Annotated in this window: 26 protein-coding genes; 21 read left to right on the forward strand and 5 right to left on the reverse strand. The window is 69.7% G+C overall.

Going from position 1 to position 26,491, the window contains the following annotated elements:
• Positions 1-2: 2 nt before the first annotated feature.
• On the reverse strand, positions 3-704 hold the full coding sequence (locus QUE38_RS11970; RefSeq protein WP_286308469.1) for a transporter substrate-binding domain-containing protein: 702 nt from the start codon (positions 702-704) through the stop codon (positions 3-5).
• A 355-nt stretch (positions 705-1,059) separates the two neighbouring features.
• Between QUE38_RS11970 and QUE38_RS11975 the strand changes: the two genes are divergently transcribed.
• The 9 genes from QUE38_RS11975 to QUE38_RS12015 all read left to right on the forward strand — a co-directional run bounded on the left by QUE38_RS11975 (position 1,060) and on the right by QUE38_RS12015 (position 8,666).
• Positions 1,060-2,601, forward strand: coding sequence for a PucR family transcriptional regulator (locus QUE38_RS11975; RefSeq protein ID WP_286308470.1), 1,542 nt, complete (start codon positions 1,060-1,062; stop codon positions 2,599-2,601).
• 102 nt (positions 2,602-2,703) lie between these two features.
• Positions 2,704-3,600, forward strand: coding sequence for an amino acid ABC transporter permease (locus QUE38_RS11980; protein WP_286308471.1), 897 nt, complete (start codon positions 2,704-2,706; stop codon positions 3,598-3,600).
• Positions 3,597-4,385 (forward strand): amino acid ABC transporter ATP-binding protein, encoded by a 789-nt coding sequence (locus QUE38_RS11985; protein WP_286308472.1) that lies wholly within the window; start codon positions 3,597-3,599, stop codon positions 4,383-4,385. Before QUE38_RS11980 ends, QUE38_RS11985 begins: the two co-directional genes overlap by 4 nt.
• 22 nt (positions 4,386-4,407) lie before the next feature.
• Positions 4,408-5,211 (forward strand): arginase family protein, encoded by an 804-nt coding sequence (locus QUE38_RS11990; protein WP_286308473.1) that lies wholly within the window; start codon positions 4,408-4,410, stop codon positions 5,209-5,211.
• Positions 5,212-5,216: 5 nt separating this feature from the next.
• Positions 5,217-5,345: a hypothetical protein gene (locus QUE38_RS11995; RefSeq protein WP_286308474.1), complete on the forward strand. Its 129-nt coding sequence runs from the start codon at positions 5,217-5,219 to the stop codon at positions 5,343-5,345.
• Complete coding sequence (argH, locus tag QUE38_RS12000) at positions 5,342-6,841, forward strand: argininosuccinate lyase (RefSeq protein WP_286308475.1); 1,500 nt, start codon at positions 5,342-5,344, stop codon at positions 6,839-6,841. Before QUE38_RS11995 ends, argH begins: the two co-directional genes overlap by 4 nt.
• A 26-nt stretch (positions 6,842-6,867) precedes the next feature.
• Positions 6,868-7,491, forward strand: coding sequence for a GyrI-like domain-containing protein (locus QUE38_RS12005; RefSeq protein WP_286308476.1), 624 nt, complete (start codon positions 6,868-6,870; stop codon positions 7,489-7,491).
• A gap of 43 nt (positions 7,492-7,534) precedes the next feature.
• Positions 7,535-8,047: a helix-turn-helix domain-containing protein gene (locus QUE38_RS12010; RefSeq protein ID WP_286308477.1), complete on the forward strand. Its 513-nt coding sequence runs from the start codon at positions 7,535-7,537 to the stop codon at positions 8,045-8,047.
• Between the two features lie 88 nt (positions 8,048-8,135).
• A complete protein-coding gene (locus tag QUE38_RS12015) occupies positions 8,136-8,666 on the forward strand; it encodes a hypothetical protein (RefSeq protein WP_286308478.1) in 531 nt (176 codons plus the stop codon).
• A gap of 155 nt (positions 8,667-8,821) precedes the next feature.
• On the opposite strand, the gene QUE38_RS12020 is transcribed toward QUE38_RS12015, so the two are convergent.
• Both QUE38_RS12020 and QUE38_RS12025 read right to left on the reverse strand, forming a co-directional pair.
• Positions 8,822-8,977, reverse strand: a complete 156-nt coding sequence (locus QUE38_RS12020) for a hypothetical protein (RefSeq protein WP_286308479.1) — start codon at positions 8,975-8,977, stop codon at positions 8,822-8,824.
• A gap of 111 nt (positions 8,978-9,088) precedes the next feature.
• Entirely contained in the window at positions 9,089-9,697 is a 609-nt protein-coding gene (locus QUE38_RS12025) for a dihydrofolate reductase family protein (RefSeq protein ID WP_286308480.1), read from the reverse strand.
• A 174-nt stretch (positions 9,698-9,871) separates the two neighbouring features.
• Here QUE38_RS12025 and QUE38_RS12030 point away from each other — a divergent pair, with 174 nt between their 5' ends.
• From QUE38_RS12030 to QUE38_RS12040, 3 genes are all read left to right on the forward strand, one after another.
• Positions 9,872-10,108, forward strand: a complete 237-nt coding sequence (locus QUE38_RS12030) for a FitA-like ribbon-helix-helix domain-containing protein (RefSeq protein WP_286308481.1) — start codon at positions 9,872-9,874, stop codon at positions 10,106-10,108.
• Entirely contained in the window at positions 10,105-10,491 is a 387-nt protein-coding gene (locus QUE38_RS12035; RefSeq protein WP_286308482.1) for a type II toxin-antitoxin system VapC family toxin, read from the forward strand. The genes QUE38_RS12030 and QUE38_RS12035 overlap by 4 nt, the downstream gene beginning before the upstream one ends.
• A 101-nt stretch (positions 10,492-10,592) precedes the next feature.
• The gene (locus QUE38_RS12040; protein ID WP_286308483.1) at positions 10,593-11,342 is read left to right on the forward strand and encodes a hypothetical protein; all 750 of its coding nucleotides are present in this window, start codon (positions 10,593-10,595) and stop codon (positions 11,340-11,342) included.
• Between the two features lie 116 nt (positions 11,343-11,458).
• On the opposite strand, the gene QUE38_RS12045 is transcribed toward QUE38_RS12040, so the two are convergent.
• Complete coding sequence (locus QUE38_RS12045; protein ID WP_286308484.1) at positions 11,459-11,854, reverse strand: YybH family protein; 396 nt, start codon at positions 11,852-11,854, stop codon at positions 11,459-11,461.
• A 563-nt stretch (positions 11,855-12,417) separates the two neighbouring features.
• On the opposite strand from QUE38_RS12045, the gene QUE38_RS12050 reads away from it, so the two are divergent.
• On the forward strand, positions 12,418-15,918 hold the full coding sequence (locus QUE38_RS12050; protein ID WP_286308485.1) for a glycosyl hydrolase: 3,501 nt from the start codon (positions 12,418-12,420) through the stop codon (positions 15,916-15,918).
• A 62-nt stretch (positions 15,919-15,980) separates the two neighbouring features.
• Here QUE38_RS12050 and QUE38_RS12055 read toward each other — a convergent pair whose 3' ends face one another.
• Positions 15,981-16,943: an NAD(P)/FAD-dependent oxidoreductase gene (locus tag QUE38_RS12055; RefSeq protein ID WP_286308486.1), complete on the reverse strand. Its 963-nt coding sequence runs from the start codon at positions 16,941-16,943 to the stop codon at positions 15,981-15,983.
• A 263-nt stretch (positions 16,944-17,206) separates the two neighbouring features.
• Here QUE38_RS12055 and QUE38_RS12060 point away from each other — a divergent pair, with 263 nt between their 5' ends.
• The 8 genes from QUE38_RS12060 to QUE38_RS12095 all read left to right on the forward strand — a co-directional run bounded on the left by QUE38_RS12060 (position 17,207) and on the right by QUE38_RS12095 (position 26,488).
• Positions 17,207-17,434 carry a hypothetical protein gene (locus QUE38_RS12060; RefSeq protein WP_286308487.1) on the forward strand — a complete coding sequence of 76 codons (228 nt, stop codon included), beginning with the start codon at positions 17,207-17,209 and terminating at the stop codon, positions 17,432-17,434.
• Positions 17,431-17,865: a TA system VapC family ribonuclease toxin gene (locus QUE38_RS12065; RefSeq protein WP_286308488.1), complete on the forward strand. Its 435-nt coding sequence runs from the start codon at positions 17,431-17,433 to the stop codon at positions 17,863-17,865. The genes QUE38_RS12060 and QUE38_RS12065 overlap by 4 nt, the downstream gene beginning before the upstream one ends.
• 109 nt (positions 17,866-17,974) lie before the next feature.
• Positions 17,975-18,907, forward strand: coding sequence for a DNA-formamidopyrimidine glycosylase family protein (locus QUE38_RS12070; protein ID WP_286308489.1), 933 nt, complete (start codon positions 17,975-17,977; stop codon positions 18,905-18,907).
• Positions 18,908-18,959: 52 nt separating this feature from the next.
• Positions 18,960-19,745: an MBL fold metallo-hydrolase gene (locus QUE38_RS12075; RefSeq protein ID WP_286308490.1), complete on the forward strand. Its 786-nt coding sequence runs from the start codon at positions 18,960-18,962 to the stop codon at positions 19,743-19,745.
• Positions 19,742-20,170, forward strand: a complete 429-nt coding sequence (locus QUE38_RS12080) for a hypothetical protein (RefSeq protein ID WP_286308491.1) — start codon at positions 19,742-19,744, stop codon at positions 20,168-20,170. Before QUE38_RS12075 ends, QUE38_RS12080 begins: the two co-directional genes overlap by 4 nt.
• 135 nt (positions 20,171-20,305) lie before the next feature.
• Entirely contained in the window at positions 20,306-22,954 is a 2,649-nt protein-coding gene (locus tag QUE38_RS12085; RefSeq protein WP_286308492.1) for a hypothetical protein, read from the forward strand.
• A gap of 122 nt (positions 22,955-23,076) precedes the next feature.
• Positions 23,077-25,746 (forward strand): FG-GAP repeat domain-containing protein, encoded by a 2,670-nt coding sequence (locus tag QUE38_RS12090; RefSeq protein ID WP_286308493.1) that lies wholly within the window; start codon positions 23,077-23,079, stop codon positions 25,744-25,746.
• A gap of 52 nt (positions 25,747-25,798) precedes the next feature.
• Complete coding sequence (locus QUE38_RS12095) at positions 25,799-26,488, forward strand: NUDIX hydrolase (protein WP_433996904.1); 690 nt, start codon at positions 25,799-25,801, stop codon at positions 26,486-26,488.
• Positions 26,489-26,491: the final 3 nt, after the last annotated feature.

Raw genomic sequence — 26,491 nt, forward strand, 5'->3', positions numbered from 1 at the left:
GACTACTCTCCGCCGTTGATGGTGACCGCGTCGACCAGCAGGTCGGACAGGCCCCACGTCTCGCCGATCTCGGCGTAGGTGCCGTCGTCGATCAGCGACTGGAGTGCTGCGGCGACCGCGTCGCGCAGCTCGGTGTTGTCCTTCGCGACGGCGATGCCGACCGGGATCTCCGAGAGCGGCTCGTCGACCAGCGCGTAGGTGTCGGGCTCGAGCTCGCCGGCCATGTACCGCACCGACTCCGCACCGCGGATGGTGGCGTCGGCACGACCCTGCTCGAGCTGGATGAGCGCATCGGCGGTGCTCGAGGCGGGGATGATCTCGATCGGCTCGTCTGCCGCGCAGCGCTCCGCGCTGACCGCGTTCACCGCGTCCTGGTAGCCGACGTCACCCACGTCGATCACGACGCTGCCGCCGCAGAGGTCCTCGACCGTGGTCAGGTCGGTGCGGTCGATCATCGTGAACAGCTGCGGGCCCGTGCGGAAGTAGTCGACGAAGTCGACCGTCTCGCGACGGCTCTCGAGGTCCTGCATCGCCGACTCGACGAGGTCGAGGCGACCGGTGGCGAGCGACGGCAGGTACTGCTCGTACGGCTGCTGCTCGAACACCGCCTCGACGCCCAGTCGCTCGGCGATGGCGCGGGCGAGGTCGATGTCGAACCCCTGGCGGTTCTCGGGGTCCTCGTCACCCTCCGGCAGGAATGCCATCGGGGGTAGACCGGGCTGTTGCCGATGAGCAGCTGCCCGGAGTCGGCGATCGCGGCGGGCAGGCCGAACTCGCTCGCCTCCGTGGTGGTCTCAGGGGCCTCGGCGTCGGTCGTCGCACAGGCGGTCAGCAGGACGCCGACCCCCAAGAGCGCGGCGGCTGTGGCGATGGTGCGCATGTGTTGCTCCTTACTGTGCGGCCCCGCAGGGCGGGCCGCGACTGGTGAGAGTCGGGTGTTGGTGCTGGGTTATGAACACCCTGCACGCGCTCGATCGCCGGAGTCACTCACCATCTTGTCGAGTTTTCGCCTCGTACCTACACTGATGGTCCATCTTCGCACCGAGTCGGGAGTCTCCCATGGTCGTGAGTATCGAGCGCATCGCCCGCCTGCCCGAGTTGCGGTCGCCCATCGTCGCAGGTGCCCGGGGCGCGGAGCGTGAGATCCGGTGGGTGCACGTCTCAGAAGTCGAGGACCCCACGCCGTGGCTGCAGGGCGGCGAGCTCCTGCTGACGACAGGTTTGCGCCTGCACAGCGGCGACGAACTCGCCGCCTTCGTGCGGCGGTTGTCGGACGCCGGCGTCGCGGGGATCGGCTTCGGCATCGGCCTCGAGCACGAGACGGTGCCCGATGAGATGCTCCGCGAGGCAGACGAGCTCGGCATCCCGCTCCTCGAGATTCCCGTCGACGTGCCCTACATCTCGATCTCCGAGGCGGTGTCGAACATGCTCGCGGCGGAGCGGTACGAAGCCATCACGCAGGCGTTCGAGGCGCAGCAGGCGTTGACGAGGGCCGCGCTCGCAGGCTCGGGAGAGACGCTCGTCCACGAGATCTCCCGCCAGCTGCGCGGGTGGGCCGTCAGTACGGACGGCTCCGGCCGCCCTACCGCTGCCTGGCCGAACGCGGCCGCCGCGAATGTCTCCGAACTGCTCCCCGACCTGATGCGCGCCCGTCACCAGGCGTCGCCGACGGCCACCGCGATCGTCGCCGACGGTGCATCCACCGTGATCCACTCGCTCACCACCGACGGGCTTCCCCGGGGCTTTCTGATCGCCGGCGTCGACCGGTCGATGGGCACGTTCGAGCGCCTCGTACTGCAGGCGGCCGTCTCCCTCCTGACGTTGGAGTCGGAGCGTACCCGCGTACTCAACTCGCGTCTCCGGCGTTTGCAGGCAGATGCGCTGCGTCAGCTCCTGCGCAGCAGGAAGCCTCCGTTCGACGCCGGCCGCCAGATCGCCGGCTGGAATCTCGACCCGCTCGAGCTGCGCGTCGCGGTGGTCGCCGTGCCCAACGATGCCGCGCCGACCGCGCTCGACGGACTGTTCGGCGCGCTCGCCGACCACGAGTTGCCGGGCGTCGCATGTCAGGTCTCCTCCGATTCCCGAGGAGCCCAGCTCGCTCTGCTCGTCGGCAGCGACCTCGACCTCGACATGCTCTTCGACGCCGCGGGGCTCCCCGGCAGCACGGTGATCGGCATCGGCGAGTCTGTCGCGGTCGACGAGCTGCACCGCGGGTACCGCACCGCGGTCAACGCTGCCTCCATCGGCCGCCTGGAGCGGCGGCGAACCACTCGCTTCGACGAACTCCCGGCGCTCCAGCTGCTCTTGCGTGGCGAGGAGTCCGCCACGGTCCGCTCGTTCGCCACTCGTGTGCTCGGTCCGTTGGCCGCGCCCGTCACCGATGCGAAGTCGATCGAGTTGCGCCGCACCCTCGACGCGTTCCTCAGCGCGAACGGGCATTGGAACGAGGCCGCCGCTTCCCTCGGTGTCCACCGGCACACTTTGAAGGCACGGATCGGCCGCATCCATGAGTTGACCGGCCGCGATCCCGACTCCGCATACTCGCGGATGGAGCTCTGGCTCGCGGTGGTCGCGGAGGGTGCGATCGAAGCAGACGACTAGGTTTCGACCGGATGCACACCTCGTGCGACCGAATCACGACATTCTGTCGACTGCGCGCGACTCGCTCGATGGGTTTACTGGACTCACCCGAGAGGAGCACGGATGACCGACCCCAACGACCTGCTCGACGTGCGACGGCATCGACGTCGCCACGTCGGACGATGGCTCTGGGCCGTCGTCATCCTCGTGGCCGCCGCGTGGGTGGTGCGCGCCTTCGCCCTCGGTGATATCGAGTGGCCCATCGTCGCCCAGTACTTCACCGCCGACCTGATCCTCCGCGGGCTCGTCAACACGATCGTCATCACCATCACCTCGATGCTGCTCGGCATCGTGCTCGGCGTGATCGTCGCGGTCATGCGGCTGTCGAGCAATCCGGTCGCCCAGGCGGTGGCAGCCGCCTACGTCTGGTTCTTCCGAGGCGTGCCTGTGCTGCTCCAGCTGCTGCTCTGGTACAACCTCGCCCTGGTCTTCCCGACCATCGGCATCCCGGGCATCTGGGAGGAACGCACCATCGTCCTGATGACACCGTTCCTCGCCACACTCCTCGGACTCGGGCTCCACCAGAGCGCCTACACCGCGGAGATCGTGCGTGGCGGCATCCTCTCGGTCGACCGAGGGCAGACCGAGGCCGCGAACTCGCTCGGCATCAGCGGCGTCGCCGTACTCCGGCGGATCGTGCTCCCGCAGGCGATGCGCGTGATCATCCCGCCGCTGGGCAACGAGGTCATCTCGACGTTGAAGACCTCGTCGCTGGCTGCGGTCGTCACCTATGGCGAGCTGCTCCAGAGCGCGCAGCTCATCTACTACGCCAACAACCGCATCATCGAACTGCTCATCGTGGTGACCATCTGGTACCTGATCATCGTGTCGATCCTCGCGGTCGGGCAGTTCTTCCTCGAGCGCAGGGTCGGGCGCGGGTTCGCCCGCCGAACGCCCGGTGTCGGTCGAGCACGCGGTCGCACCGGCAAGGTGCTCGCGGGAAGCGGGAGCGAAGCATGACGCAGGCGATCGTCCAGGCGCGCGGCGTGACGAAGAGCTTCGGACACCTCGAGGTCCTCACAGGTATCGATCTGTCCGTGGGCCGCGGCGAAGTGGTCTGCCTGATGGGGCCGTCCGGGTCGGGCAAGAGCACGTTCCTGCGGTGCATCAACCGACTCGAGAACCCGGACGGTGGGGTGATCGTGGTCGGCGATCACGTCATGGGCTGGCGCGAGTCGGGCGGGGAGCTGTACGAGCTGTCGCCGAAGGAACTCGCACAGCAGCGCGCCGGCATCGGCATGGTGTTCCAGAGGTTCAACCTCTTCCCGCACATGACCGCGCTCGAGAACGTCATCGAGGCGCCGGTGCAGACGAAGCAACTGACGAAGCGCGATGCCGTGGAGCGTGCGCGCACCCTGCTCGAACGGGTCGGGCTCGCGGAGAAGGCCGACGCCTACCCCTCGGAGCTGTCGGGCGGCCAGCAGCAACGCGTCGCGATCGCACGGGCGCTCGCCACAAACCCCTACCTGATGCTCTTCGACGAGCCGACGTCAGCGCTCGATCCCGAGCTCGTCGGCGAAGTCCTCGACGTCATGCGTGGCCTCGCCGCGGAGGGCATGACGATGATCGTCGTCACGCACGAGGCGTCCTTCGCCCGCGACGTGGCCGACCGGATCGTGTTCATGGACGGCGGTCGCATCGTCGAGGAGGGCGCGCCCGACGAGATCCTCGTGCATCCGCAGCATCCGCGCACTAAGGACTTCCTGGCCCGCGTCTCGGGCGCACACGGCCCGGCCAACCACTGAACCCCGACCAGAAAGGTCACGAATGACGTCCTCCACGACTCCCCGCGCCTACGACCTGTGGGGTGTTCCCTTCGACGGCGGCTCCACGCTCGGCCGGCCGGGTTCGCGCTACGCGCCGGCACGCATCCGCGAGTCCCTCGGCTGGATCACGCAGCGCATCCAGGGCGACGAGGTCTACTCGCTCGAGTCGAACTCGGTGCACGTGCTGCGTACCGACATGATCGACGACCGCGGCAACGCTGAGTTGCAGGAGCATGACCTCGAGGCATCCCTTCGGAACTGCTCGCAGGTCGTCTCGGAGTCGCTCGGTCGCGGCCGCGTGCCGATCGTGCTCGGCGGCGACGACTCGCTGCTGTTCCCCGTCGCGCGTGGCATGCACGACGCGCTCGGCGGCCGCATCGGCATCATCCACTTCGATGCGCACCTCGACCTGCTCGACTCGAACCCGCACCAGGGACGGTTCAGCCAGTCCAGCGGCATGCGTCGCAGCCTCGAGCTCGATCGCATCGGGCCCGCCGATTGCATCCAGGTGGCATCGCGTCACTTCAACTTCCCGTCGTCGGGAGCGTTCAAGCACGACCATGGGCTGGCGCACATCACCGCGCGCGAGTTCCAGTCGCTCGGTCCCGCTGAGGCCGCGCGTCAGATCTTGGACCATGTCTCGGGGGCCGACCACTTGTTCCTGTCGTTCGACATCGACGCGATCGACCCGGCATTCGCGCCCGGGTCGGGTGCGCACGAACCCGGCGGGCTGACCTCGGGGAGGCCCTCGAGGTCGTGCGCCTGCTGGCGCCGCACTGCGAGGCGCTTGCGATCACGGAGGTGAACCCGATGGTGGACCTCGCCGACGCGACCTCGACGCTCGCCGCGTACCTTCTGTTCCACTTCGCGGTGTTCGGCTCGCACGGTGCGGTTCCCCAGGTATCCGGCGACACGGCGGCGGTCGAGGCTGCGTCGTGACGGAGCCCGCGGGGTACGACGGGTTCCGCGGTGAGGGCGGGCGCCTCGCCGAGGCGCAGCTCGATCACCTGCAGACGCATCGCACGAGCCTCCTCGGCGACTCGCTGCCCTACATCCACGAGTTCGACAAGGCGCACCTCGTGGCCCTCGCCGAGGCCGACCTGCTGACGTCCGACGAGGCATCGGCGCTGCTTTCCGCGATGCGGGAGATGGAGCGTGAGGGCATTGCAGAGGCGCGGGAGCGCGCGGGCGGCGGCATGCACTCCGCAGAGCACTACCTGATCGGCCGCTTGGGCATCGCGCTGGGTGGGCGGATCAACCTCGGTCGCAGTTCGGGCGACCTGATCGAGGTCGCGCGGCGACTCACGGTGCGCTCGCAGCTCGACGTCCTGCTCGGACGTCTCGCAGGCCTCCGAGCGGCGTTGCTGGCCCTCGCGGAGGCGCACGCCGAGACGGTCATGCCCGGCTACACGCACGGACAGCACGCGCAGCCCACGACGCTCGGCCATTGGGCGGCCATGTTCGAACGCGCGCTGGCACGCGACACGGCGCGCGTGGAGGAGGCGTACGCGCGAGTGAACCTCTCACCCGCAGGCGCCGCGATCATGACCGGGAGTGACTTCCCGCTGGATCGCGCCCGCACTGCGGAACTGCTCGGCTTCGATGCGCCGCTCGCGAACACGATGGACGCAATCCTCAGCCACGACCTCGAGATGGAACTCGCTGCGGTCTACGCGGTCGACGGTGCGACCCTCGGTCGCATGGCGGACGACCTCTTCCTCTGGACCACGGTCGAGTTCGACTTCATCGAACTGCCCGATCGGTTCTGCGGCACCAGCTCGATCATGCCCCAGAAGAAGAACCCCGATGCGCTCGAGGCAGTCAAGTCGGCCGCGGGCCAGTCGCTCGGTGTGCTGGTCTCCATCGTCTCCGCCGAACGGGGGCCCACCGGGTTCCCGATCCTCGAGCGGCGCTCGACCCAGGACGCGCTCTGGGCGACGGCGAAAGACCTCGCGACCAAGGCCGGCGACCTGACCGGGATCATCGCCGACATGTCGGTGCATTCCGATCGCATGGAGCGTGCCGCGGGTTCGCACTGGGCACAGGTCACCGACCTGTCGAGCGCCCTGGTGCGCACGACCGGCATCGATTGGCGGCGGGCACACCAGATCGTCGGGCGATTCGTGCGTGACTGCATCGACGCGGGCGTGACGCCGGGCGCAGCGACGGTTGCGCACTTGGATGCGGTCACAGCTGAGGTGCTCGGTGGGCCGAGCGGACTTTCGGAGGCTGAGTTCGCCGAGGTGATGTCGGCTCGAGCGTTCGTCGAACGCCGGGTCATGTTCGGGGCGCCCGCGCCGTCGGCAGTCCTTCGAGAGGTCACGAGTGCGCGCATCGAACTCAAGGCACTGGTCGCCCGCAACGGCGCGCGCGAGCGGCGTGCCGTGGAGGCACACGTGCTCCTCGAGCAGGAGGTCGACCGTCTCACCGCGTGACGGCGGCGCGGCGTAGCGTGTGAGGCGTGGCCGACGCGGAGAAGTACGACGTCAAGCGGGCGCGGCGCGAGCTCTACGGGGCATCCGCTCGCGATTTCGTGCTCGTGGACGTGCCGCCCATGCGGTACCTCGCCGTCGACGGGCACGGCGACCCGAACACGGCGCGCGCGTACGCCGAGGCGATCGAGGCGCTGTACCCGGTGGCGTACGCGGTGAAGTTCGCCTCCAAGCGTGCGGGCCGCGACTTCGTGGTGGCGCCGCTCGAGGGGCTGTGGCGGGCCGACGACCCGTCGGCGTTCGTGCGCCGCGACAAGAGCGCCTGGAGCTGGACGATGCTGATCGCGCAACCCGACTGGGTGGACGAGCAGATGGTGGCGGATGCCGTCTCCGGCGCCCGCGCGAAGGCCGATCGGCCTGCGCTCGACCTCGTCGAGCTGCGGGAGGTGCGCGAGGGGCGGTCGGCGCAGATCCTGCACGTCGGGCCCTATGACGCAGAGGGACCGACGCTCGCATGGCTGCACGACGAGTGGATGCCCGCGCACGGGCTCACCTTCAACGGCGACCACCACGAGATCTACCTGGGCGACGCGCGGCGCACCGCGCCCGAGAAGCTCCGCACGATCCTGCGGCAGCCGGTGCGGCCAGCCTGAGTGACACCTGTGCAGGATTATTAGCTACAGCTATAATTGGCACATGTCTGATCTGATCCGCACGACCCGAGCCGACCTCGGCTGGTCGGGTGCTGCGCTCGCCGAGCGTCTCGGCGTCACCGTCGGTGCGATCTCACAGCTCGAGCGCTCGGAGCGGGAGGGCACCATCAAGATGGACTCCCTCGAGCGTGCGCTCGCCTCCATGGGTCGGCGGCTCACGCTCAGTGCCCGAGCCGACAGCGCCCTCGGCGACTACACGCCGGCGGCGGTCACCGACCAGGTGAACGACGCGCTCGATGACCGGGACGGCAGTTTCGCGCTGCGGATCATCACCCACGCGGCATCCGTGTTGCGTGATGACGTCGACGGGTTGAGCGACGCGGAGCTGCGTGAGCGGCCGTCGCAGATCAAGGACCAGCGCTGGGAGCAGCTGTTCCGCGCGGTCTACGGGGGTGCGATTCCGCCCGAGCGTCGCCCCGACTGGGCCGAGCCCCAGCGACTCAACCGTCGCTGGTACGTCTCGCGGTTCGCCCGCTTCGCGAGAAGGCGAAAGTGACCACGCCAGAGCGGCTTCGTGCACTGAACATCTTCATCGACGAGAACTCGCTGGCGACGCGATGAAGCGCGAGTTCGACACTTCGACCGTGCGCGAGCTCCTCGATGAGCTCGTTCGGCGGTTGGAGGCGCGCGGCGTCACCGGCAGCATCCGCGTCGGCGGCGGCGCCGCGATGCTGCTGCGATTTCCGGATGAGCCGGATGTGCGTGTCACGAGCGACATCGATGCGTTGATCGAACCCGACGACGAGGTCGAAGCGGTCGTCGCCGAGATGGCCGCCGATCTCGGTCTGCCGTCGCGCTGGCTCAACGCGGCGGGCCGTTCCTGGCTGCGCGTCGAGACAGAGCGAACTGACGATCCTGTATCGGTGACCGTCGCAACCGAGCGCGAGCTCATCGCCATGAAGATGGCCGCGGGTCGCGACAAGGATCTCGTGGACCTGAGTATCGTCGCGCGCCATCTCGGCATCAGCGAACCGGACGAACTCGTTCGCATCGCGTACGACGTCTACGGGGAGGACGCGGTGGAGTTGCCTGACGGACGTGACTCGTATCGGTGGTTCGCCGAAGCGGTGATCGCGGAGGCGAATCGACCTCGGCGCGGGCGCAGGCGACGCTGATCGCGGCCGCTGGTGCGCAGAGTGTGGCGTTCCGGGGAGTTCACCACTGTTCGCGCACCAGCAGCGAGCGACGGGCGCTGCCGATGGTGCGCAAAGTGTGGCGTACCGGGGCGTTCACCACGATTTGCGCACCAGCGGCGGCGGGTGCGGACGCGTCAACGCGAGAACAGGCGCGAGAAGAACCCGGGCTCGGCCGCGTGGCCCTCGCAGCGCCGGCTGCGGGGGACGCCGCGCATGACCTGGTCGACGTGCTGGCCGCATCCGGCCCAGGTGGTCTTGCCGCACTTCCGGCAGGTGACTGCGCTGCACATGTGATGGATCTCTCCGTCTCGTTCGGGGCAGGGTGAAAATACCTAGGGGGTATTGCCTCCCAAGATACCCGAGAGTATCGGATGCCACGAATCGGCGCCCGCGCGACGGTGCTACTCCGGCCCCATCTCACCCGTGACGACGGGGCCGGCGAGGGAGTAGGTCGCCGAGAAGGCGCCGCTCTCGTACGTGCGAGGCGGGCCCGCGAGCGAGTAGGTGGCTGGCATCGCGCCGTCGAAGAGGCGCTTGCCCGAGCCGAGCGCGACCGGATACACCCAGAGCTTCAGCTCGTCGACGACGCCCGCGTCGAGGAGCGTGCGCAGGAGGTCGCCGCTGCCGATCACGTGCACCCGCTCGAAGCGGTCGCGGAGGGCGCCGGCCTGCTCAGCGGCATCCGTCAGCATCTCGGTGCCCGCCCAGGCGGGCTCTGTCAGTGTGCGCGAGGCGACGAACTTCGGCACCGCGTTGAACTTCGCGGCGATGGGATTCGAGTCGCCGAACGCGGGCCAGTAGGCGGCGAAGATGTCGTAGGTGCGGCGGCCGAGCAGCAGCGCGTCGAGGCGCTCGATGTCGGCGAGGATCTCGGCGCCCGACTCGGCCTCGGCGAACGGCGCCTGCCATCCGCCGTGCGCGAACCCGCCCGACGGGTCCTCATCCGGCGCGCCCGGCGCCTGGTACACGCCGTCGATCGTCGTGAACATGCTCGCCATGATGATGCCCATGCGGCGCCCCCTTTGTGACCGAACGGCACGGCCCGATCGGATGCTACGCCCCTCCTCCACAGGGCGCATCGCCTTCAGGTCGACGTCGCGTCGACGCGCCCGGGGTCGCTCAGCTGGCGGACGCGACGAAGCTCCTCTGCGACGGAGGGAGCGAAGCGCATGCATAATGTAAGCATGCCGAACGTGCTGATTCGCGACCTGGCGCCCGAGGTGCATGCGGCGCTCGTCGAGCGTGCCGAGCGGCGCGGACAGTCGTTGCAGCAGTACCTGTCGCAGGAATTGGCGAAGCTCGCCGCCCGGCCGACCGTCGCCGAGCTGTTCGCCGAGATCGAGGCACGGGGTGACGGCGTCGCCCTCGAACGCGCGGACGTGGTCGACGCGATCCGTGCCGGCCGCGAGCGACGCACGTGATCGTGGTCGACGCGTCGGTCGTGGTCGAGGCACTCGTGGGTGACAGCGGGGCGGATGCCACGCGAGCGCTGCTCGCCTCCGACGAGCTCTGGGCGCCCGACCTCCTCGATGTCGAGGTCGCATCCGCGCTGCGCGGGCTGTGGCTCGCGGGCCGCGTCGACGAGGGCCGGCTCGACCGTGCGGTCGACGATCTCGCGCGGCTGCGAGTGGAGCGGCATCCGTCGGCCTCACTCGTGCGTGCGGCGCTCCGGCATCGGAGCAACCTCACGACCTACGACGCCATGTACGTTGCACTCGCCGAGGTGCTCGGGTGCGCACTCGTCACCGGTGATCGGCGGTTGGCGGCAGCATCCGGCATCGACTGCGACGTCGAGGTCGTCTGAGCGCTGCCTCGGCCGAGCAACACCCCGGCTGCGTGCCAACACTGGACGCATCGACCGCGTCGGATGCGCCGTGGGAGCATGGTGGCAACCGAGGGGGCGCGGTGAGCGAGTCGACGAAGAAGCGGTGGTGGATCATCGCGGCGGGGGCCGTCGCGACGGCGTTCCTCGGCGCCTTCGGCGCATGGCTGTGGAACGAGCTCGCCGGCCCGCGGTTGGCCGACGCGTTCGGCGGCGACCCGATCGCCGTGCACGTCTCCGACTGGCAGGACGGATGCAACGCATTCGCGGTGCCCGAGTCGCTGCTCGAGTCGATCCCGGCTGAACCGAGTGATCGTGAACTGTTCGTCGCCGAGATCGACGGCGCCTGGGTGGTCGAGCACGGAGGCATCCCGCTCGCACCGCGAGTGATCGAACTGACCATCCACGGGCTCGACACGGGCGTGGTGACCGTCCACGACATCGACGTGGTCGACTTCGAGGAGGTCGAACTCGACGAGGACGTGGTCGTGGTGCGCGAGTGCATCCCGCACGGCGGGCCCGGCGACGTGTCGCTGCTCGCCATGGATATGAGCAGCACGCCACCGGTCGTGGGACTCAGCGACCCCGAGCTTCGGTTCCCATTCGAGGTCGCCGTCGATGATCCGGAGCACTTCGACCTCGAGGTGCTCAACTCGGGTGACGGATGCTACTGCCGATGGGGGCTCGAGGTGGCGTGGAGCGTGGATGCCGAGGAGCACACTCTCGCCGTCGAAGGGCGCGAATTGGGGGTCTCCACGGCGGTCTACTCCAGCGACTGGGAGGAGTACTGGTTCATCGACGGCGCGTGGAGCACCGACTACTTCAGCGAGTGAAGCCGGCGTGCGTGCCGGAGCGCAGGACCGCCGGCCGAGTACGCGAAATGCGGGAACCGCGGGGAGGTTCCTGCATCTTGCGTACTCCGTGGCCGTGGAGTTGCACCGAGCCGGCGTCAGTCCGTCGGGTCGGCGTGGCGGTGCACCACGCGCCAGGCGCCGTCTTCGCGGCGGTAGACCTGCGTCGAGCGCACGGTCATCGTGCGCGTCTTCCCGTTGACGTCGCAGGTGATGCGCTCGTAGCCCGCGGTGAACGCCATGTCGCCGACGACGTCGGACGAGATGAGCTCGAGCGAGTACGCGGAGCAGTGCGAGAAGGTCGTGGCGAGTTCCTCGAACGCGCCGACGAGTTCCGCGCGGCCCACGGCGTTGCGCCACGCACCGAGCACGCTGACGGGTTCGGTCGAGGACCAGATCGCCCTGCGGGGGCCGTCGTCGCCGTTGAACAACGCCCGCTCCGCTGCCACCAGATCACCGTGCACCCACGAGAGAAATTCCTGATGATCGCTCATGCCCTCAGCATCCTCCCGTGCGCGCGCAGGCACAACCGGGCGCGCGGGCGGGTGCATGCGGCAGGCACTTTTCAGGAAGCCGCGATCGGCTCGCGATACAGATCGGCCCCCGCCCCAACGTCACGCACGATGGCTGCACGATTCGTGCAGGTGTGCATGAATCCGCACTCGGCCACGCGGGCGTTCCTGAAAAGTGACCACACCGGGGAGGCGGGGTGGCGGTCGAAGCGCGGTCAACGGGGCCTGGGCAGGGTGCGGGCGCCGCCGGCCGCGTCCTGGCGTGCGGGAAATCGCTCTCCCCAAAACCGAGCAAGCCTCCGGCATTTGAACCGCTTCAACCAATTTGCATGAACCGCTTCAAATCCGGCCGGCATCTCGCTATGGTGGGCGCTGAACGAGCCTGAATCGATTCAGGCAGCGGAGCGACGCGGCCACCGGCCGCGCCGCCCGCACGCACCGGAACAGCTCAAGGGAGAGTGACGATGTCCACACATCCACGTTGGCGGCACACATGGAGGGCGGGCCTCGTCGGCGTCGCCAGCTGTGCACTGGTCGCCGGAACCGTGACCGCGACTTCCGCGGCCGAGCCGCCGAGCAGCGCGACCACAGCAGCGTCCTCCGCATTCGCGCAGACGCTCGAGTCGGCCTACATCGACCCCGATCGCGTCTTCAGCTCCGACGTGCGGTGGTGGCTCGGCGAGGCGGCCCACACCGACGAGGTGCTGCTCGAGCAGATCCAGACGCTCTACGACGGCGGCTTCCGCGGCGTCGAGCTGTGCATGCAGAACGACAACGCCGCGCCGAACACCGAGTACGCCTACGGTTCCGAGCAGTGGACCCACAAGTGGAACCTGCTCATGAACAAGATGCTCGACCTCGGCATGGCCGTGTACCTCACCTCGGGCACCAACTGGGCGACCTCGAACGTGCCGGGCCTCGACCCGACCAGCCAGGCCGCCATGCAGAACCTCACCCTCGGCACGGGCACGGTCGCGGCGGGCGAAGAGCTCACCGCGCTGCCGGCGCCGGCCGAGGGCGACCGCGAGGAGGGGGCATCCTTCGTCACCGCCTACGCGTACCGGGTCGTCGACGGCGATGCGGTCGACCCCGACAGCTTCGTCGACCTCGAGGGCCTCGTCAGCGAGGGGGCGGATGTCTGGGAGCAGACGCTCTCGTGGACCGCACCCGACGACGGCACCTACCGCGTCTTCGGCATGTGGACGCAGGGCACCTTCCAGGAGGAGAACCCCTCGGCCGAGCCGAGCTTCACGACGAACTACTTCGACGAGCGCGGCGTCGACGCGCTGCGTGCGTTCTGGGAGGAGCACTACCTCGCCGACCCGGCGCTGCGCGAGAAGATCCTCGAGGGCGACGTGCAGCTGTTCATGGACTCGCTCGAGATCGAGACCGGCGAGGGCTTCACGTTCTGGTCGGAGGACATGCTCGAGGAGTTCGAGGCGCGCAAGGGCTACGACGCAACGCCGTACCTGTTCCTGATCGACGGCGCGAGCGCGACGTTCAACATGCCCTACCACTCCGTCGCGACGACCGGCACCTACCGCCTCGACGGCGATGAGAGCCTGCGCCAGCGCATCGTCAACGACTGGATGGACGTGCAGACCCAGCTCTACCGCGAGCGCATGCTGCAGCCGCTCAAGGAGTGGCTCAACTCGGTGGGCATCGAGACGCGCGCGCAGATCTCCTACGGCAAGTCCATGGAGCTGTCCGAGCCGGCGATGGACGTCGACTACCCCGAGGCCGAGAACCTCAACCAGTACAACCAGATCGACATCTTCCGCTCCTGGACGGGCGGCGCGAAGCTCGAGAACAAGGTGCTCTCGAGCGAGACCAGCGCGATTCCGATCGGCTGGAGCGCGACGACGCAGACGCGCCTGCAGGACGCGTACTCGACGTACGCGGCCGGCTTCCAGCGCATCGTCTGGCACGTCTGGGCGGCCGAGTGGGGCTACAGCGCACCCGAGTGGCCCGGGTTCAACCCGTCGCCGCTGCGCTTCCTACGGTTCCCGCTGCTCGGGGCCCGCGACCCGGGCGCCGAGAACTACGACGAGCTGAACGCGCACCTCGGTCGCGTGCAGCAGCTCATGCAGACCGGCACCTCGCGCACCGACGTCGGATTCATCAACCAGAAGTGGATCCACGGCATGGTCTTCGGCGGTGGCACGGGCGACGACAACAACCAGATGAACTGGCAGCTCGCGCACCAGGGCATCAACTACCGCTCGACCGAACTGCAGGACAACGGCTACACGTACGACTACTTCAGCCCGCGGTTCCTGTTCGACGACGACGTCTCGTTCAACGCCGAGACCCAGACGATCGAGCAGGCCGGGTACAAGGCGATCGTGCTGTACCAGGACTGGCTCGACCCCGACGGTGCCGCACGCATCCTCGACTGGGCGAAGCAGGGCCTGAAGGTCGTCATCCTCGAGGATGCCGCGTCGCAGACGCCGTACAACGACGGCCGTGACGCTGAGCTCGCCGCCATCATGGACGAGCTGACGTCGCTGCCGACCGTGCGCACGGCCGAGGTGTTCGACACCCCGGCGGCGGGCTACTTCAGCTCGGAGCCCGGCGGCTACGACGACAACGTGCTGGAGCAGCTGCAGGACCTCGGCGTGCACCCGTACAGCGGCTACGCCGAGGAGAACCACCAGCTCCTCTCGCAGACGCGCCAGGACGACGAGGGCAACCAGTACGTCTACCTCTACAACTACGACGACGGCTCGTACCACCAGTTCAGCCACAAGGAGGAGGTGCGCAACGAGGACCACGGCACGAACATCCAGACCGACATCGTGCAGGACGGCCTCTTCGTCCCGTACACCATCGACGCTTGGACCGGCGAGGTCACCGAGCTGGCCGACTACTCGTGGGAGGACGGCAAGACGATCGTTCCGGTCGACCTCGACTACAACGACATCGCCCTGCTGGCGTTCGAGAAGACGGATGCCGCGCAGCTGCGCGTCGAGTCGACGAACGCCGACTCCGCTGCATCCGTCGGCGGCGACGTGGTGGTGCGCACGACCGGAGGCGGTGCGGTCGAGACCGCGCTGAGCGACGGCCGCGAGTACACCGACCAGGTCGACGTGCCCGCAGCGTTCGACATCACCGACTGGAACCTCACGGTGCAGTCGTGGCGTCCGAACGACACCCTGGGCGACCTCGTGCGCAGCGAGACGGTCGGTTCCTCGAACACGACGAACTACACGACGTCGACCGTGAAGACCGCGATCGAGGTCGAGCTCGAGACGCTCACGACGTGGGACGAGATTCCCGAGGTGGGTCGCGCGGTCTCCGGCGAGGGGCGCTACGAGGCCACCTTCGAATGGGATGCGGATGCCGCGAGCGGCGCGTACCTCGACTTCGGCGACTCGCTGGAGGAGACGATGGCGGTCTGGATCAACGGGCACCACGTGGGCGGCGACGTCAGCACGAACCCGACGAAGGTCGCCAAGAACGTCGGGGGAGTCGGCAAGCCGACCATCGACGACGGCACCGGCCAGCAGGTTCCGCTCGTGGGCGACGACCTCTACACCGGCGGCGTCAGCTTCATGAAGCCGACGGCCGACGTGAGCGAGTACCTCGTCGACGGTGAGAACGAGATCGTCATCGAGTACAACTCGGTGCTGGCGAACGTGCAGCTCGATCGCGGCATCGTGCGCGAGCAGCAGAACGCCAGCAACTGGTGGGGCTACGACGTCGAGTACCTGTCGTTCGGGCCGCAGCAGGCGGTGCTCGTGCCGTTCGCGGAGGTCGTGTACCCGGCCGCCACGTTCGACAACCTCGATGCGCTGATCGATTCGCTCGAGGCATCCGGCGACCTCAACGCCAACCTGGCGGCCAACCTCCGCAAGGCGGCCGACAAGGCCGAGGCCTTCGCGGCGGCGGGCAAGACGCAGGCGGCCGAGAGCCAGTTGCGGGCGCTGCTCAACTCCATCGGCAACGCGAAGGAGGGTCGCGCCTCGGCCGAGGCCGCGGACGACCTGACCCAGCTCGCCGGGGTGCTGCAGCGGATGCTCCGCGCGGAAGGAGGCCCGCAGTAGGGCCTGCGCACAGGCACGGCGGCGGCCGCGGGGAAGCCTCCTCGCGGCCGCCGTCGCGCGTGTCAGCCGGCTGCGGCGACCGCGCGGCGCACGTCCTCGCCGACGAGGTCGGCGTTGATCGCGGTGCCCGCCATCGAGCCAGACGCCATCGCCCACGGCACCGACGACTTCGAGCCGATCACGTTGCCGGCGGCGTAGAGGCCGCGCACGCTGGTCTGCCCGCTGTCGTCGACGAGCGTCCAGCTCACGCCCTGGTCGCGCATGGTGCGCGCCGACAGGTGGCGCAGCACGGCGTCGCTCGGCACCGACTTCGGCGCGACGAACAGCACGTCGACGGCGCGTTCGGTGCCGTCGGCGAAGCGGATGCCCGTGAGCTGCCCCGTCTCGTCGGACAGCACGCGCTCCACCTCGGCCGGTTCGAGGGCGATGTCGCGTGCGTCGAGCTCGCCGCGCACCCGCTCGGTGATGGTCGCGCCGTCGGCGAGGAAGGTCACGTCGCCCGCGACCTGGCGCATGAGCTGCGCCTGGTACGGGTCGGGCCGCGCGGTGCCGAGCACGGCGACGCGGCGGCCGCGCTGCTCCCACCCGTCGCAATAGGGGCACATGAACACGCCGCGGCCCCACTGGTCGGCGAGCCCCGGAATGTCGGGCAGTTCGTCGACGAGTCCCGTTGCGACGAGCAGGCGCCGGGCCGTGTACCGCTCGTCGCTCGAGAGCAGCACCTCGAAGCCGGGCACGTCGTCGGCGAACGACGTGGCGCTGGTCACGGTGCCGGATGCGACGGAGACGTCGTACCGGGTCAGCTCGGCGCGGCCCGCGGCGAGGAGGTCGCCCGGGGGCGTCTCGTCGCGCCCGAGCACGCCGTGCATGTGCACGGCGGTGGCGTTGCGGGGGCTGCCGGCGTCGATCACGAGCACCCGGCGGCGCGCTCTTCCGAGGATGAGCGCTGCGCTGAGGCCGGCGGCACCGCCGCCGACGATGATCACGTCCCAGTCGTGGCGCTGCGGCGCCGTGGCATCCGTCATCGAGGCTCCTCCTCCGCTGATTCCAGCGTACTCGCGGGTCGCGCCCCGGCGCAGTGGGTCACGACCCGCACGCGACCGAGTACGCAACGTGCGGAATCGCCGTCGCGATTCACGCCGTTTGCGTACTCGGTGGGGACGCCGCGCTGCGATCGAGTGCGCGAAGTGCGGGAATGCTCGCGCGATTCCCGCAGTCTGCGTACTCCGCGCAGAGCTGCGGATTGATGCGGTGATGCCGTGATGCGGTGATGCGGTAGCATCGACGCATGCGAACGACTCTCGACCTGGACGCCGGCGTGCTACGCGCTGCGCGCGCGCTCGCTGACCATGAGCGCATCTCGCTGGGGGCTGCGGTGTCGGAGCTCGCGCGGCGTGGAATGGTGACCGGGCCGGGTGCAGTCGCACCCGACGGCTTCCCGATCCTTGCGCAGGGCTCGGCTGACTTCGTGATCACGTCCGACGTCGTCGCTGACTATCGAGACGACGAGGGATGACCGCACCGGCGCGGCTCCTCGATGCGAACGTGCTGATCGCGCTGGTCGCTCCGCAACACGCGCACCATGCAGCCGCGCACCGCTGGTTCGCTGGCGTGGATGCATGGGCGACGACCCCGCTGACGGAGGCTGCGTTCGTTCGTCTGGTTGCGAACCCCGCGGTCACGGGTGCCCCGCACACGCCTGCCGAGGCGTTGGACCTGCTGCGGCGGCTGCGGAGCATTCCCGGCCACACCTTCGTCCAGGATGATGTCTCGCTGGTGGACACGTCGGTCGATCTCGGTGCGCTCGTCGGCTATCGCCAGGTGACGGACTTCCACCTGCTCGCGCTCGCAGCCGCGAACGGCCTCGTGCTGGCAACCTTCGACGCGCGGTTGCGCGCGGCCGTGGCCCCCGATGACCAGGGCTCGATCGAGCTGATCCCCGTCTGAAACGGCGGGCGGCCGACCGCGACCGCAACATGCGGAATCGCCGCCGCGATTCCCACCATCTGCGTACTCGGTGGGGCCGCGGCGCTGCGGGGTGTGCGAGGCTGGCCGCATGCCGGAGTCGCCGGAGGTGCAGGCGCTCGCCGAGGAGGTCGGCGCGCGGCTGGCGGGGCGCTCGTTCGCGGACGCGGACGTGCTCGAGTTCCGCGTGCAGAAGACGCGGGCACGACCGCTGTCGTCGCTCGTCGGCGAGCGGGTCGACCGGGTCGAGCGGCACGGCAAGTTGCTCGACGTCGCCTTCGCGAACGGGGCGCACCTGGTCGTCTCGCTCGGGCGACACGGCTGGGCGAGATGGGGCGGGGCGGATGCCCCTGAGTCGACGGATGCCTCCGAGAAGACGGATGCCTCCGAGACCACGGGTGCCCTTGAGCCGGCCAGCGCCCCGACCGCACCCGACCCCGCAGAACCCCCGCCGCCCGCGCTCGCAGCTCTGACCTTCGACGACGGATCCACCCTCGAACTGACCGACGCCGGCGGCTGGGTCTCGCTCGGCTGCTGGGTGGTCGACGACCCGCACGACGTGCCCGCCGTGGCGAAGCTCGGGCCGGACCCCGCCGACCCCGCCTACGACCGCGACGACTTCGACCGTGCGTTCGGCACGCGCCGCAAGCAGGTGAAGGCGGTGCTGCAGGAGCAGGAGTCGATCGCGGGCATCGGCAACGCGTACTCCGACGAGATCCTCCACGCGGCGCGCGTGTCGCCCGTCGTGCACGCGGCGGCGCTCGACGACGACGAGCGCGACCGTCTCTTCGCCGCGACCGTCGAGGTGGTGCGCGAGGCGATCGCGGCTCGCCGGGGCATCCGCATCGCCGATCTCAAGGCCGCCAAGGTCGCCGCGATGCGCGTGCACGGCCGCGCGGGCGATGCCTGCCCGCGATGCGGCGACGAGATCCGCGACTTCACGTTCGCGAGCACGACCGCGCAGTACAGCCCGACGTGCCAGACCGGCGGCGAGGTGCTCCCGCTGCGCGACGGAGGCGACTAGCGTCGAGGTCGAACCCGCCGCTCCGACGCGGTGGCGAACGCGAGGGGGCGCGGTGGGGGAGTCGAACGGGCAGCTGCCGCGAGGCATCCGCGTCGATCGTATCGGCGAGCACGTGCACCTCGCGCACACCCCGCACGTCAACTGGGTGATCTACGCCGGGCCCGATGGCGTCACCCTCGTCGACTCGGGCTACCTCGGGCAGCGTGACCAGCTCGTCGCCTCGCTGGCAGCGGTCGGATGCCGCCCCGACGACGTCGATGCCGTGCTCATCACGCACGCGCACGCCGACCACCTCGGCGGTGCGGCCTGGCTCGCCGACACGTTCGGTACTCCGGTGCACGCGGATGCCGCGGAGCTGCCGAACCTCCACCGGGACGTGCTCGAGCAGGTCGGTCCGGGCGACGTGGTGGGCAATGCGTGGCGGCCGGGAGTGCTGTCGTGGGCCCTCGCGATCACGCCGCTGCTGCGCGGACGCGCCGACCTCGGCATCGACCGCGCGACCGTGCTGCCCGAGCTCGACGGCGTCGTCGACGTGCCGGGCCGGCCGCACGTGCTGCGCGTCGCGGGGCACACCTCCGGCCACGTCGCGTACGACTTCGCCGACGCGGGCGTGCTGGCGGCGGGCGACGCGCTCGTCACGCGCCACCGCACGTCGCCGGCGGCCGGGCCGCAGCTGCTGCCGTCGATGTTCCAGCACGACCTCGAGTGGGCGCGCGAGTCGGTCGAGCACCTCGGTGCGTCCGATTCGCGCACCCTCGTGCCCGGGCACGGCGAGCCGTGGATCGGCCCCGCGTCGGCCGCGGTCGACGTCGCGCTCGCGGCGGGCGCAGCCTGGTGAGCGCGCCCGACGCGGTGGTCGTGGTCGACGTCGCCAACGTGATGGGGTCGCGGCCCGACGGCTGGTGGCGCGACCGGGCCGGCGCCGCGGCGCGGTTGCTCGACCGGATGCCGGGGCTCGTCGGCGAGGTCCTCGAACTGCCCGACACGGATGCCTCCGCCGAACCCGCGCCCCGAGCCGCGCACATCGCGCGCATCGTCGCCGTCGTGGAGGGCCAGGCCAAGGCGGTCGAGGACGTGACGGGCATCGACGTGGTGCGCGCCCCGGCCGACGGGGACGGCGCCATCGTCGAGGTCGCGCGCGGGCTCGAGGCATCCGCTGCATTCGTCGTCGTGGTGACTGCCGACCGCGGCCTGCGCGCGCGGCTCGGTCCCGACACTCGTGCGGTCGGGCCGACCTGGCTGCGCGACCTGCTGGATCGTTGAGGCGATCGAGCGTCGGTCCCGGGGGCGCATGCGGACGCCGATCGGTGACTCTTCCTCAGTTGCCCTTGTTTTCGGACGGTCGGCTCCGCCACACTGAGCTTCGGGGCGCCCATCGTCGGGCTGCAGGGGGTAACGATGTATCGCAGGGTGTTGTCGACCGTCATCATCGCAGGGCTGCTGGTCACCGGCGCGGCGCCCGCACTCGCCGCTCCGGGCGGTTCGTCGGGCGATCCGGGATCCACGGGCAAGTCGCTCGGCACGGAGAAGGGCAAGGGCAACGGCAACGGCTCGGCCGGCGGTACCGGCACCGGTACGGGGCAGGCGATCGGCAAGGCGCCTGCGCCGATCGTCGCGACGCCCGAGACCCAGCCCGCCTACACCCTGCCCAACTGGGGCGACGGCGTGTGGGGCTCGTCGAAGAACTACGAGACGATCCAGACCGGCGACCTCGACGGTGACGGCGACGCCGAGCTCATCGGCCGCTCCAGCGTCGGCATCGAAGCCTGGGACTTCGACGTCACGATCGGCCAGTGGGAGCCGATCGTCACGTCGAACACGCTCGACTGGTCGGACGATGCCGGCTGGGACCAGAAGCACTACTTCGAGACGATCGGCACGGCCGACGTCGACGGCGACGGCACCGACGAGCTCTACACGCGCACGAAGGACGGCCTCCTCGTCGTGCGGCTGGAGCCCGCGGGGGCGCTGACGGATGCATCGTGGCAGCCGCTCCCCGCGACGGGTGCCTTCCTGTCGGCAAACGGTTGGGACGACCCCTCGCAGTACTCGACCATGCAGGCCGCCGACATCGACGGCGACCATCGGGTCGAGATCTTCGGCCGGGGTGCCAACGCCATCGAGTTCATCGAGTTCGAGAACGGCGGATGGCTCCCGCAGACGCTCGAGCACTTCACGAACGCAGAGGGGTGGGACGCCGAGCAGTACTACAGCACGATCCAGGCCGCCGACCTCGACCACGACGGCAAGGCGGAGGTGCTCGGTCGCGGCGCGGACGGCATCATCGTGTGGGGCCTCGAGGACGGGCCCTGGGTCGAGCAGGCCGCGTCCGGCCCGTTCACCGACGCCGAGGGCTGGAACGAGGTGCAGCACTTCCGCACCATCCAGACCGCCGACCTCGACGGCGACGGCTCCCACGAGGTGATCGGCCGCAACGGCTCGGGCCTCTACGCCTACGGGTTCGCCGATGCGCAGGGCAAGCCGAACGGCGCCACGTGGACGCCGCTGCGGGAGTTGGGCGCCTTCGACAATGCCAACGGCTGGGGCGACGCGTCGAACTACCTCACCATCCAGGCCGCCGACGTGGACGGCGACGGACGTGACGAGATCCTCGGCCGCCAGAACGACACGATGGTCGTCTACGGCATGCAGCCCAACTGGGGCTTCTGGGTGGCCGAGCAGCGCGTCGACGGGCCGGGCTTCACGAACACGCTCGGCTGGAACCACCCGCGGCACTACACGACGATCCAGGCGGCCGATGTCGACGGGGTGACGCTGAACGGCCAGCCCGGCTCTGCCAAGGCGCCGCGCGCCGACCTGATCGGCCGCGGCCCGCACGGCATCCAGACCTACCGGTTCGATGCCGGTTCCGGCAGCTGGACCTCGCCGTCAGCCACCTTCCCGACATTCACGGGCACGGCGCAGACCATCTACGAGACCATCAGTCACGACCTCGACCCGCAGACCGACGACATCCGTTCGATGTACGACGCCGACGCAACGGACATCGGGAACTGGATCAAGGCGTTGGGCAAGGTGCAGCGGGCCGCCAGCTGGCCGCTCGCGACCTTCCGGCAGGTGACGGGGCAGATCAGCGATGAGCTGACGTGGGCCCAGGCGGTCGCGATCGCCACCGCGAACCGGTCCGCCCTGATCTCCGATATGACCGACCTCAAGGGCCTCGACGATACCGCGGGTCACCTCAAGTACGACACATCGAGTTCGAACAGCTCGAAAGTCGTCGCCGACGCGTTGCTGCTGTCCGCCGGCATCGTCGACGCGGCGTCGAATCTGGCCGGACCCGAGGCTCAGGTCACACTCGGAGCGCTGGACGCGATGGTCTCCTTCGCCACCAGCGAGGGTCAGGGGTCGTCCTCGACGTTCGAGGGCACCTACGTCGAGATGAAGGGCGCCGTCGAGGGCTGGTGGGGAGACACGCAGACGGCCAACACGAACGCGAAGGAGGCGATCGTCGCCGACTACGGCCTGCTCAGCGCGGTCGGCGGCTTCTACGAGGACGACGTCTGGATGCAGGTCGCGAAGGGTGATCAGGCATACAACGCCGCCACCGAGGCGAGCGCTCGTGCGTACTCGCTGTGGGTGTGGCAGGTCGTGTCGCCGGTATTGCCCGAGCCGTGCGACTTCGGCCAGATCTGCGCCGGCTGGATCGTCGGCGAGTGCAACGCCGGCGATTGCCTCTACCACCACGAGGGGTACGCGTACACCCTGCGGGTGTCGACGTGCACCACCGCGTCGGACTGTCCGGCATATGAGAAGAGCGCCTTCTCGCAGCAGGTCGCCGTGGGGCAGGCGCTGATCGAGAACTCCCTGCTGAAGCAGCTCGTGGGCGACATATCGGCCTCCTGCATGAGCGGTTGGAATCCGGTCACGTGCGACTACGGCGCTCGTCCGGTCGAGGTGATGGCGGGGCTGGACGGCTGGCAGTACTACTGCAGCGCCTGGAGCGCCGAGCAGGAGAAGTTCCTTCCGGAGGCGTTCTGCGAGAACCTCCTGCTGGTCCGCCACCGGTACGGCTCGCGCGGGTAGCGGCGGGCAGTCCGCGGGCGGGTGCACCCTGCCGCGGACTCGTCCGCGACACTTGTCGTGCACCATCGCGCTGCGGAACACTGGGGACACGTGGCCGGATGTCCGCGGAACCGGGGGAAACGATGCGCCGCACTGTCATCTCGTCCGTCCTGATCGCAGGCGTGCTCGTTTCGATCGCCGCAGCTCCGGCGATGGCCGCGCCCGGTGGGTCGTCCGACGACCCGGGCGCGAAGGGCAAGGCCGTCGGGCAGCAGGGCGGCAACGGCAACGGCAACGGCAACGCCGGTGGGAACGGCAACGGCAACGGCTCCGGCGGCTCCGGCGGCAACGCGCTCGGCGCGGCCCCCGCCCCGACCGTCGCCACGCCCGACACCGAACCCGCCTACACGCTGCCGGCATGGGGCGACGGCCAGTGGGGCTCCTCGGAGAACTACGAGACGATCCAGACCGGCGACCTCGACGGCGACGGCGACGCCGAGCTCGTCGGGCGCTCGGTGCGCGGCATCGAGGCGTGGGACTTCGACCAGACGGCCGGGCAGTGGACTCCCATCGTCACGTCGAACACGATCGGCTGGTCGGACGACGCCGGGTGGAACCAGAAGCAGTACTACGAGACGATCGGCATGGCCGACCTCGACGGGGACGGTCGCGACGAGATCTACTCGCGCAACGCCGAGGGCCTCACGGCCGTGCGCCTCGTGCCGCCCGCGAACTCGCTCGAGAACGCGTCGTGGCAGGACCTCCCGCAACTGCATGAGTACGCGACCTCGGCGGGCTGGGACATCCCGCAGTACTACGCCACGCTGCAGGCCGCGGACCTCGACGGCGACGGCCGCGACGAGGTCTTCGGGCGAGCCGCGGCGGCGGTCATCATCAGCTCGTTCGACGGCACGGGGTGGTCGGTGACGTCGTTCCCCGAGTTCACCGACGCGGGCGGGTGGGACAAGCCGGGCTACTACGACACGATCCAGGCCGCCGACCTCGACGGCGACGGGCGCGCGGAGATCTTCGGGCGCGGCTCCGACGGCGTCCAGGTGTGGGGGCTCGAGGGGGCGACCTGGACGGATCTCGCGGCATCCGGCCCCTTCACCGACTCGGAGCACTGGAGCCGGGCCGAGTTCGCCTCGACCATCCAGGCCGCCGACCTCGACGGCGACGGCGACCACGAGGTCATCGGCCGCGGCACGAGCGGCCTGTACGCCTTCGAGTTCGCCGACGCGACCGGCAAGAAGAACGCCGGCACCTGGACCGAGCTGCCGAAGCTCACTGCGTTCAGCAACGGCAACGGGTGGGCCGGCGCGAACCGGTACGCGACCATCCAGGGCGCCGACCTCGACGGCGACGGCCGCGACGAGATCATCGCGCGCGACAACCTGACCATGGTCGCGTGGGGCTTCACCGCGTCGAGCAAGACCTGGGCGAACGAGCAGTTGGTCGACGGCCCCGGCTTCACCGACACCCTCGGCTGGGACCTGCCGCGCTACTACGAGACGATCCAGGCGGTCGATGTCGACGGGGTGACCGCGAACGGCCAGCCCGGGTCGGCGAACGCGGCCCGTGCCGACCTCATCGGGCGCGGTCCGAACGGCATCCAGACCTACCGCTTCGACGCGAAGGCCGGCAGCTGGACCTCCCCGTCGGCCGCGTTCCCGGTCTTCACCGGCGCCGCGCTCACGGCGTACGAGATCATCAGCCACGGCATCGACGTGACCACCGACGACATCCGCAGCATGTACGACGCCTCCTCGTCGGACCTCGACAACTGGATCAAGGCGGTGCCGAAGGTCACACAGCCCGACGGCATGCCGGATGCCACCTGGAACCAGGTGCAGACGCAGATCATCACCGAACTGACCTGGGCGAAGGCCGCGGCCGACTCGGCCCACAACCTCACCGACCTGATCGACGCGGTGAAGGGGATGAAGGATTCCGACACGACCGCGAAGCACCTCGACTACGTGACCACCCAGGCGAACACGTCGTCGATCATCGCGAACCTGCTCGTGATGCTCGCGGGCTTCGCCGACGCCGCGTCGAACCTCGGCGAGCCGGGCCTGCAGTTCGCGCTCGGTGCGCTCGACGCGGCCGCCTCGTTCGCGGCGTCGGAGGGGCAGAACGCGAGCTCCTCGTTCGAGGGCACCTACCTCGATCTCGAGGGTGCGATCGGGGGCTGGTGGGGCACCGCAGAGACGGCGAACGAGAACGCGAGGGCAGCGATCGTCAGCGACTACGGGCTGCTCAGCACCGTCGGCACGCTGTACGGCAACGGCACCTGGACGCAGTTCGCCGAGGGCGGCCCGGGCTGGGCGGCGGCGGTGAACGCCCACGCGAAGGCGTACTCGACCTGGGTCTGGCAGGCGCTCACGCCGACGCTGCCGAACCCCTGCGGCTTCCTCGAGATCTGCACCGGCTGGGTCATCGCCGAGTGCGAGTCCGACTACTGCCCGTACACGCTCGACGGCACCGACTACAGCCTCTGGGTCACCGCGTGCGACAGCGCGCAGCAGTGCGATTACGTCGACGACGGGTTCGTGCTTCAGATCCAGGTCGCCCCGAAGGTGCCCGAGTCGCTGCTGAAGCAGATCTTCGAGGACCCCACGCCTGCGTGCGTCTCGGGCTGGGACGCGACCACCTGCAATCTCGGGGTCGAACCGTACGAGGTGATGGCCGGGCTCGACGGGTGGCCGTACCAGTGCAGCCTCTGGCGGTCGACGTTCTGGACCGACGGCTGGAACCACGAGTCGTTCTGCACGAACCTCGAGGACGTGCGGGCGCGCTACGGCACCTGGTGACGCGGGGCGGGTGACGGCTTCTGGCATCGCAGCCCTCGGGCAGGATGGAACCGTGCACCGAACCGCCGACGCCCGCGCCGAGCTCGCCGCGCTGTGCGAACGCGGGCTCGCCTGGAACCCGCTCATCACCCCGAGGGCGACGGATGCCTCGGAGCCGCGCCCGGCTGCGGTGCTGGTGCTGTTCGGGGAGCTCGACGACGCGCCCGCGCGGGCCGGCGCCTCGCGCGTCGCGCGCGACCTCGACGTGCTGCTGCTGCGGCGCGCGGCGACGCTGGGCAGTCATGCGGGGCAGGTCGCGTTCCCGGGCGGCCGGCTCGAGGCATCCGATACCGGGGCCATCGACTGCGCCGTGCGGGAGGCGGTCGAGGAGACGGGGCTCGACCCGGCCGGCGTCGAGCCGCTGGGCACGCTGCCGTCCATCTCGATGCCGGTCAGCAACCACGTCGTCACCCCCGTGCCGGCCTGGTGGACCAGACCGTCGGAGGTCGTCGCGGTCGACCACGCCGAGTCGGTCGACGTGTTCCGGGTGCCGGTGGCCGACCTGCTCGACCCGGCGAACCGGGGGAGCACGGAGCACCCCACCGCCGGCGGCGGTCGCTACCGCGCACCCGCGTTCAGCGTCGGCGGCAACGTCGTCTGGGGGTTCACCGCGTTCGTGCTCGCGTCGATGTTCGACGAGCTCGGCTGGTCGGAGCCGTGGGACGCGGGCCGCATCGTCGAGCGCGACGACCTCGATCGCTGATGA

The sequence above is a fragment of the Agromyces mangrovi genome, from assembly GCF_030296695.1.
GTDB classification, from domain to species: Bacteria; Actinomycetota; Actinomycetes; order Actinomycetales; family Microbacteriaceae; genus Agromyces; species Agromyces mangrovi.

Coding starts and splice junctions, on each gene's coding strand:
- QUE38_RS12090 (WP_286308493.1), top strand. CDS start 23,077: ATGCGCCGCACTGTCATCTCGTCCGTCCTGATCGCAGGCGTGCTCGTT.
- QUE38_RS12030 (WP_286308481.1), top strand. CDS start 9,872: ATGCCGAACGTGCTGATTCGCGACCTGGCGCCCGAGGTGCATGCGGCG.
- QUE38_RS12045 (WP_286308484.1), bottom strand. CDS start 11,854: ATGAGCGATCATCAGGAATTTCTCTCGTGGGTGCACGGTGATCTGGTG.
- QUE38_RS11990 (WP_286308473.1), top strand. CDS start 4,408: ATGACGTCCTCCACGACTCCCCGCGCCTACGACCTGTGGGGTGTTCCC.
- QUE38_RS12070 (WP_286308489.1), top strand. CDS start 17,975: ATGCCGGAGTCGCCGGAGGTGCAGGCGCTCGCCGAGGAGGTCGGCGCG.
- QUE38_RS12020 (WP_286308479.1), bottom strand. CDS start 8,977: ATGTGCAGCGCAGTCACCTGCCGGAAGTGCGGCAAGACCACCTGGGCC.
- QUE38_RS11975 (WP_286308470.1), top strand. CDS start 1,060: ATGGTCGTGAGTATCGAGCGCATCGCCCGCCTGCCCGAGTTGCGGTCG.
- QUE38_RS12025 (WP_286308480.1), bottom strand. CDS start 9,697: ATGGGCATCATCATGGCGAGCATGTTCACGACGATCGACGGCGTGTAC.
- QUE38_RS11995 (WP_286308474.1), top strand. CDS start 5,217: ATGGTGGACCTCGCCGACGCGACCTCGACGCTCGCCGCGTACCTTCTG.
- QUE38_RS12085 (WP_286308492.1), top strand. CDS start 20,306: ATGTATCGCAGGGTGTTGTCGACCGTCATCATCGCAGGGCTGCTGGTC.
- QUE38_RS12055 (WP_286308486.1), bottom strand. CDS start 16,943: ATGACGGATGCCACGGCGCCGCAGCGCCACGACTGGGACGTGATCATC.
- QUE38_RS11980 (WP_286308471.1), top strand. CDS start 2,704: ATGACCGACCCCAACGACCTGCTCGACGTGCGACGGCATCGACGTCGC.
- QUE38_RS12065 (WP_286308488.1), top strand. CDS start 17,431: ATGACCGCACCGGCGCGGCTCCTCGATGCGAACGTGCTGATCGCGCTG.
- QUE38_RS11985 (WP_286308472.1), top strand. CDS start 3,597: ATGACGCAGGCGATCGTCCAGGCGCGCGGCGTGACGAAGAGCTTCGGA.
- QUE38_RS12010 (WP_286308477.1), top strand. CDS start 7,535: ATGTCTGATCTGATCCGCACGACCCGAGCCGACCTCGGCTGGTCGGGT.
- QUE38_RS12060 (WP_286308487.1), top strand. CDS start 17,207: ATGCGAACGACTCTCGACCTGGACGCCGGCGTGCTACGCGCTGCGCGC.
- QUE38_RS11970 (WP_286308469.1), bottom strand. CDS start 704: ATGGCATTCCTGCCGGAGGGTGACGAGGACCCCGAGAACCGCCAGGGG.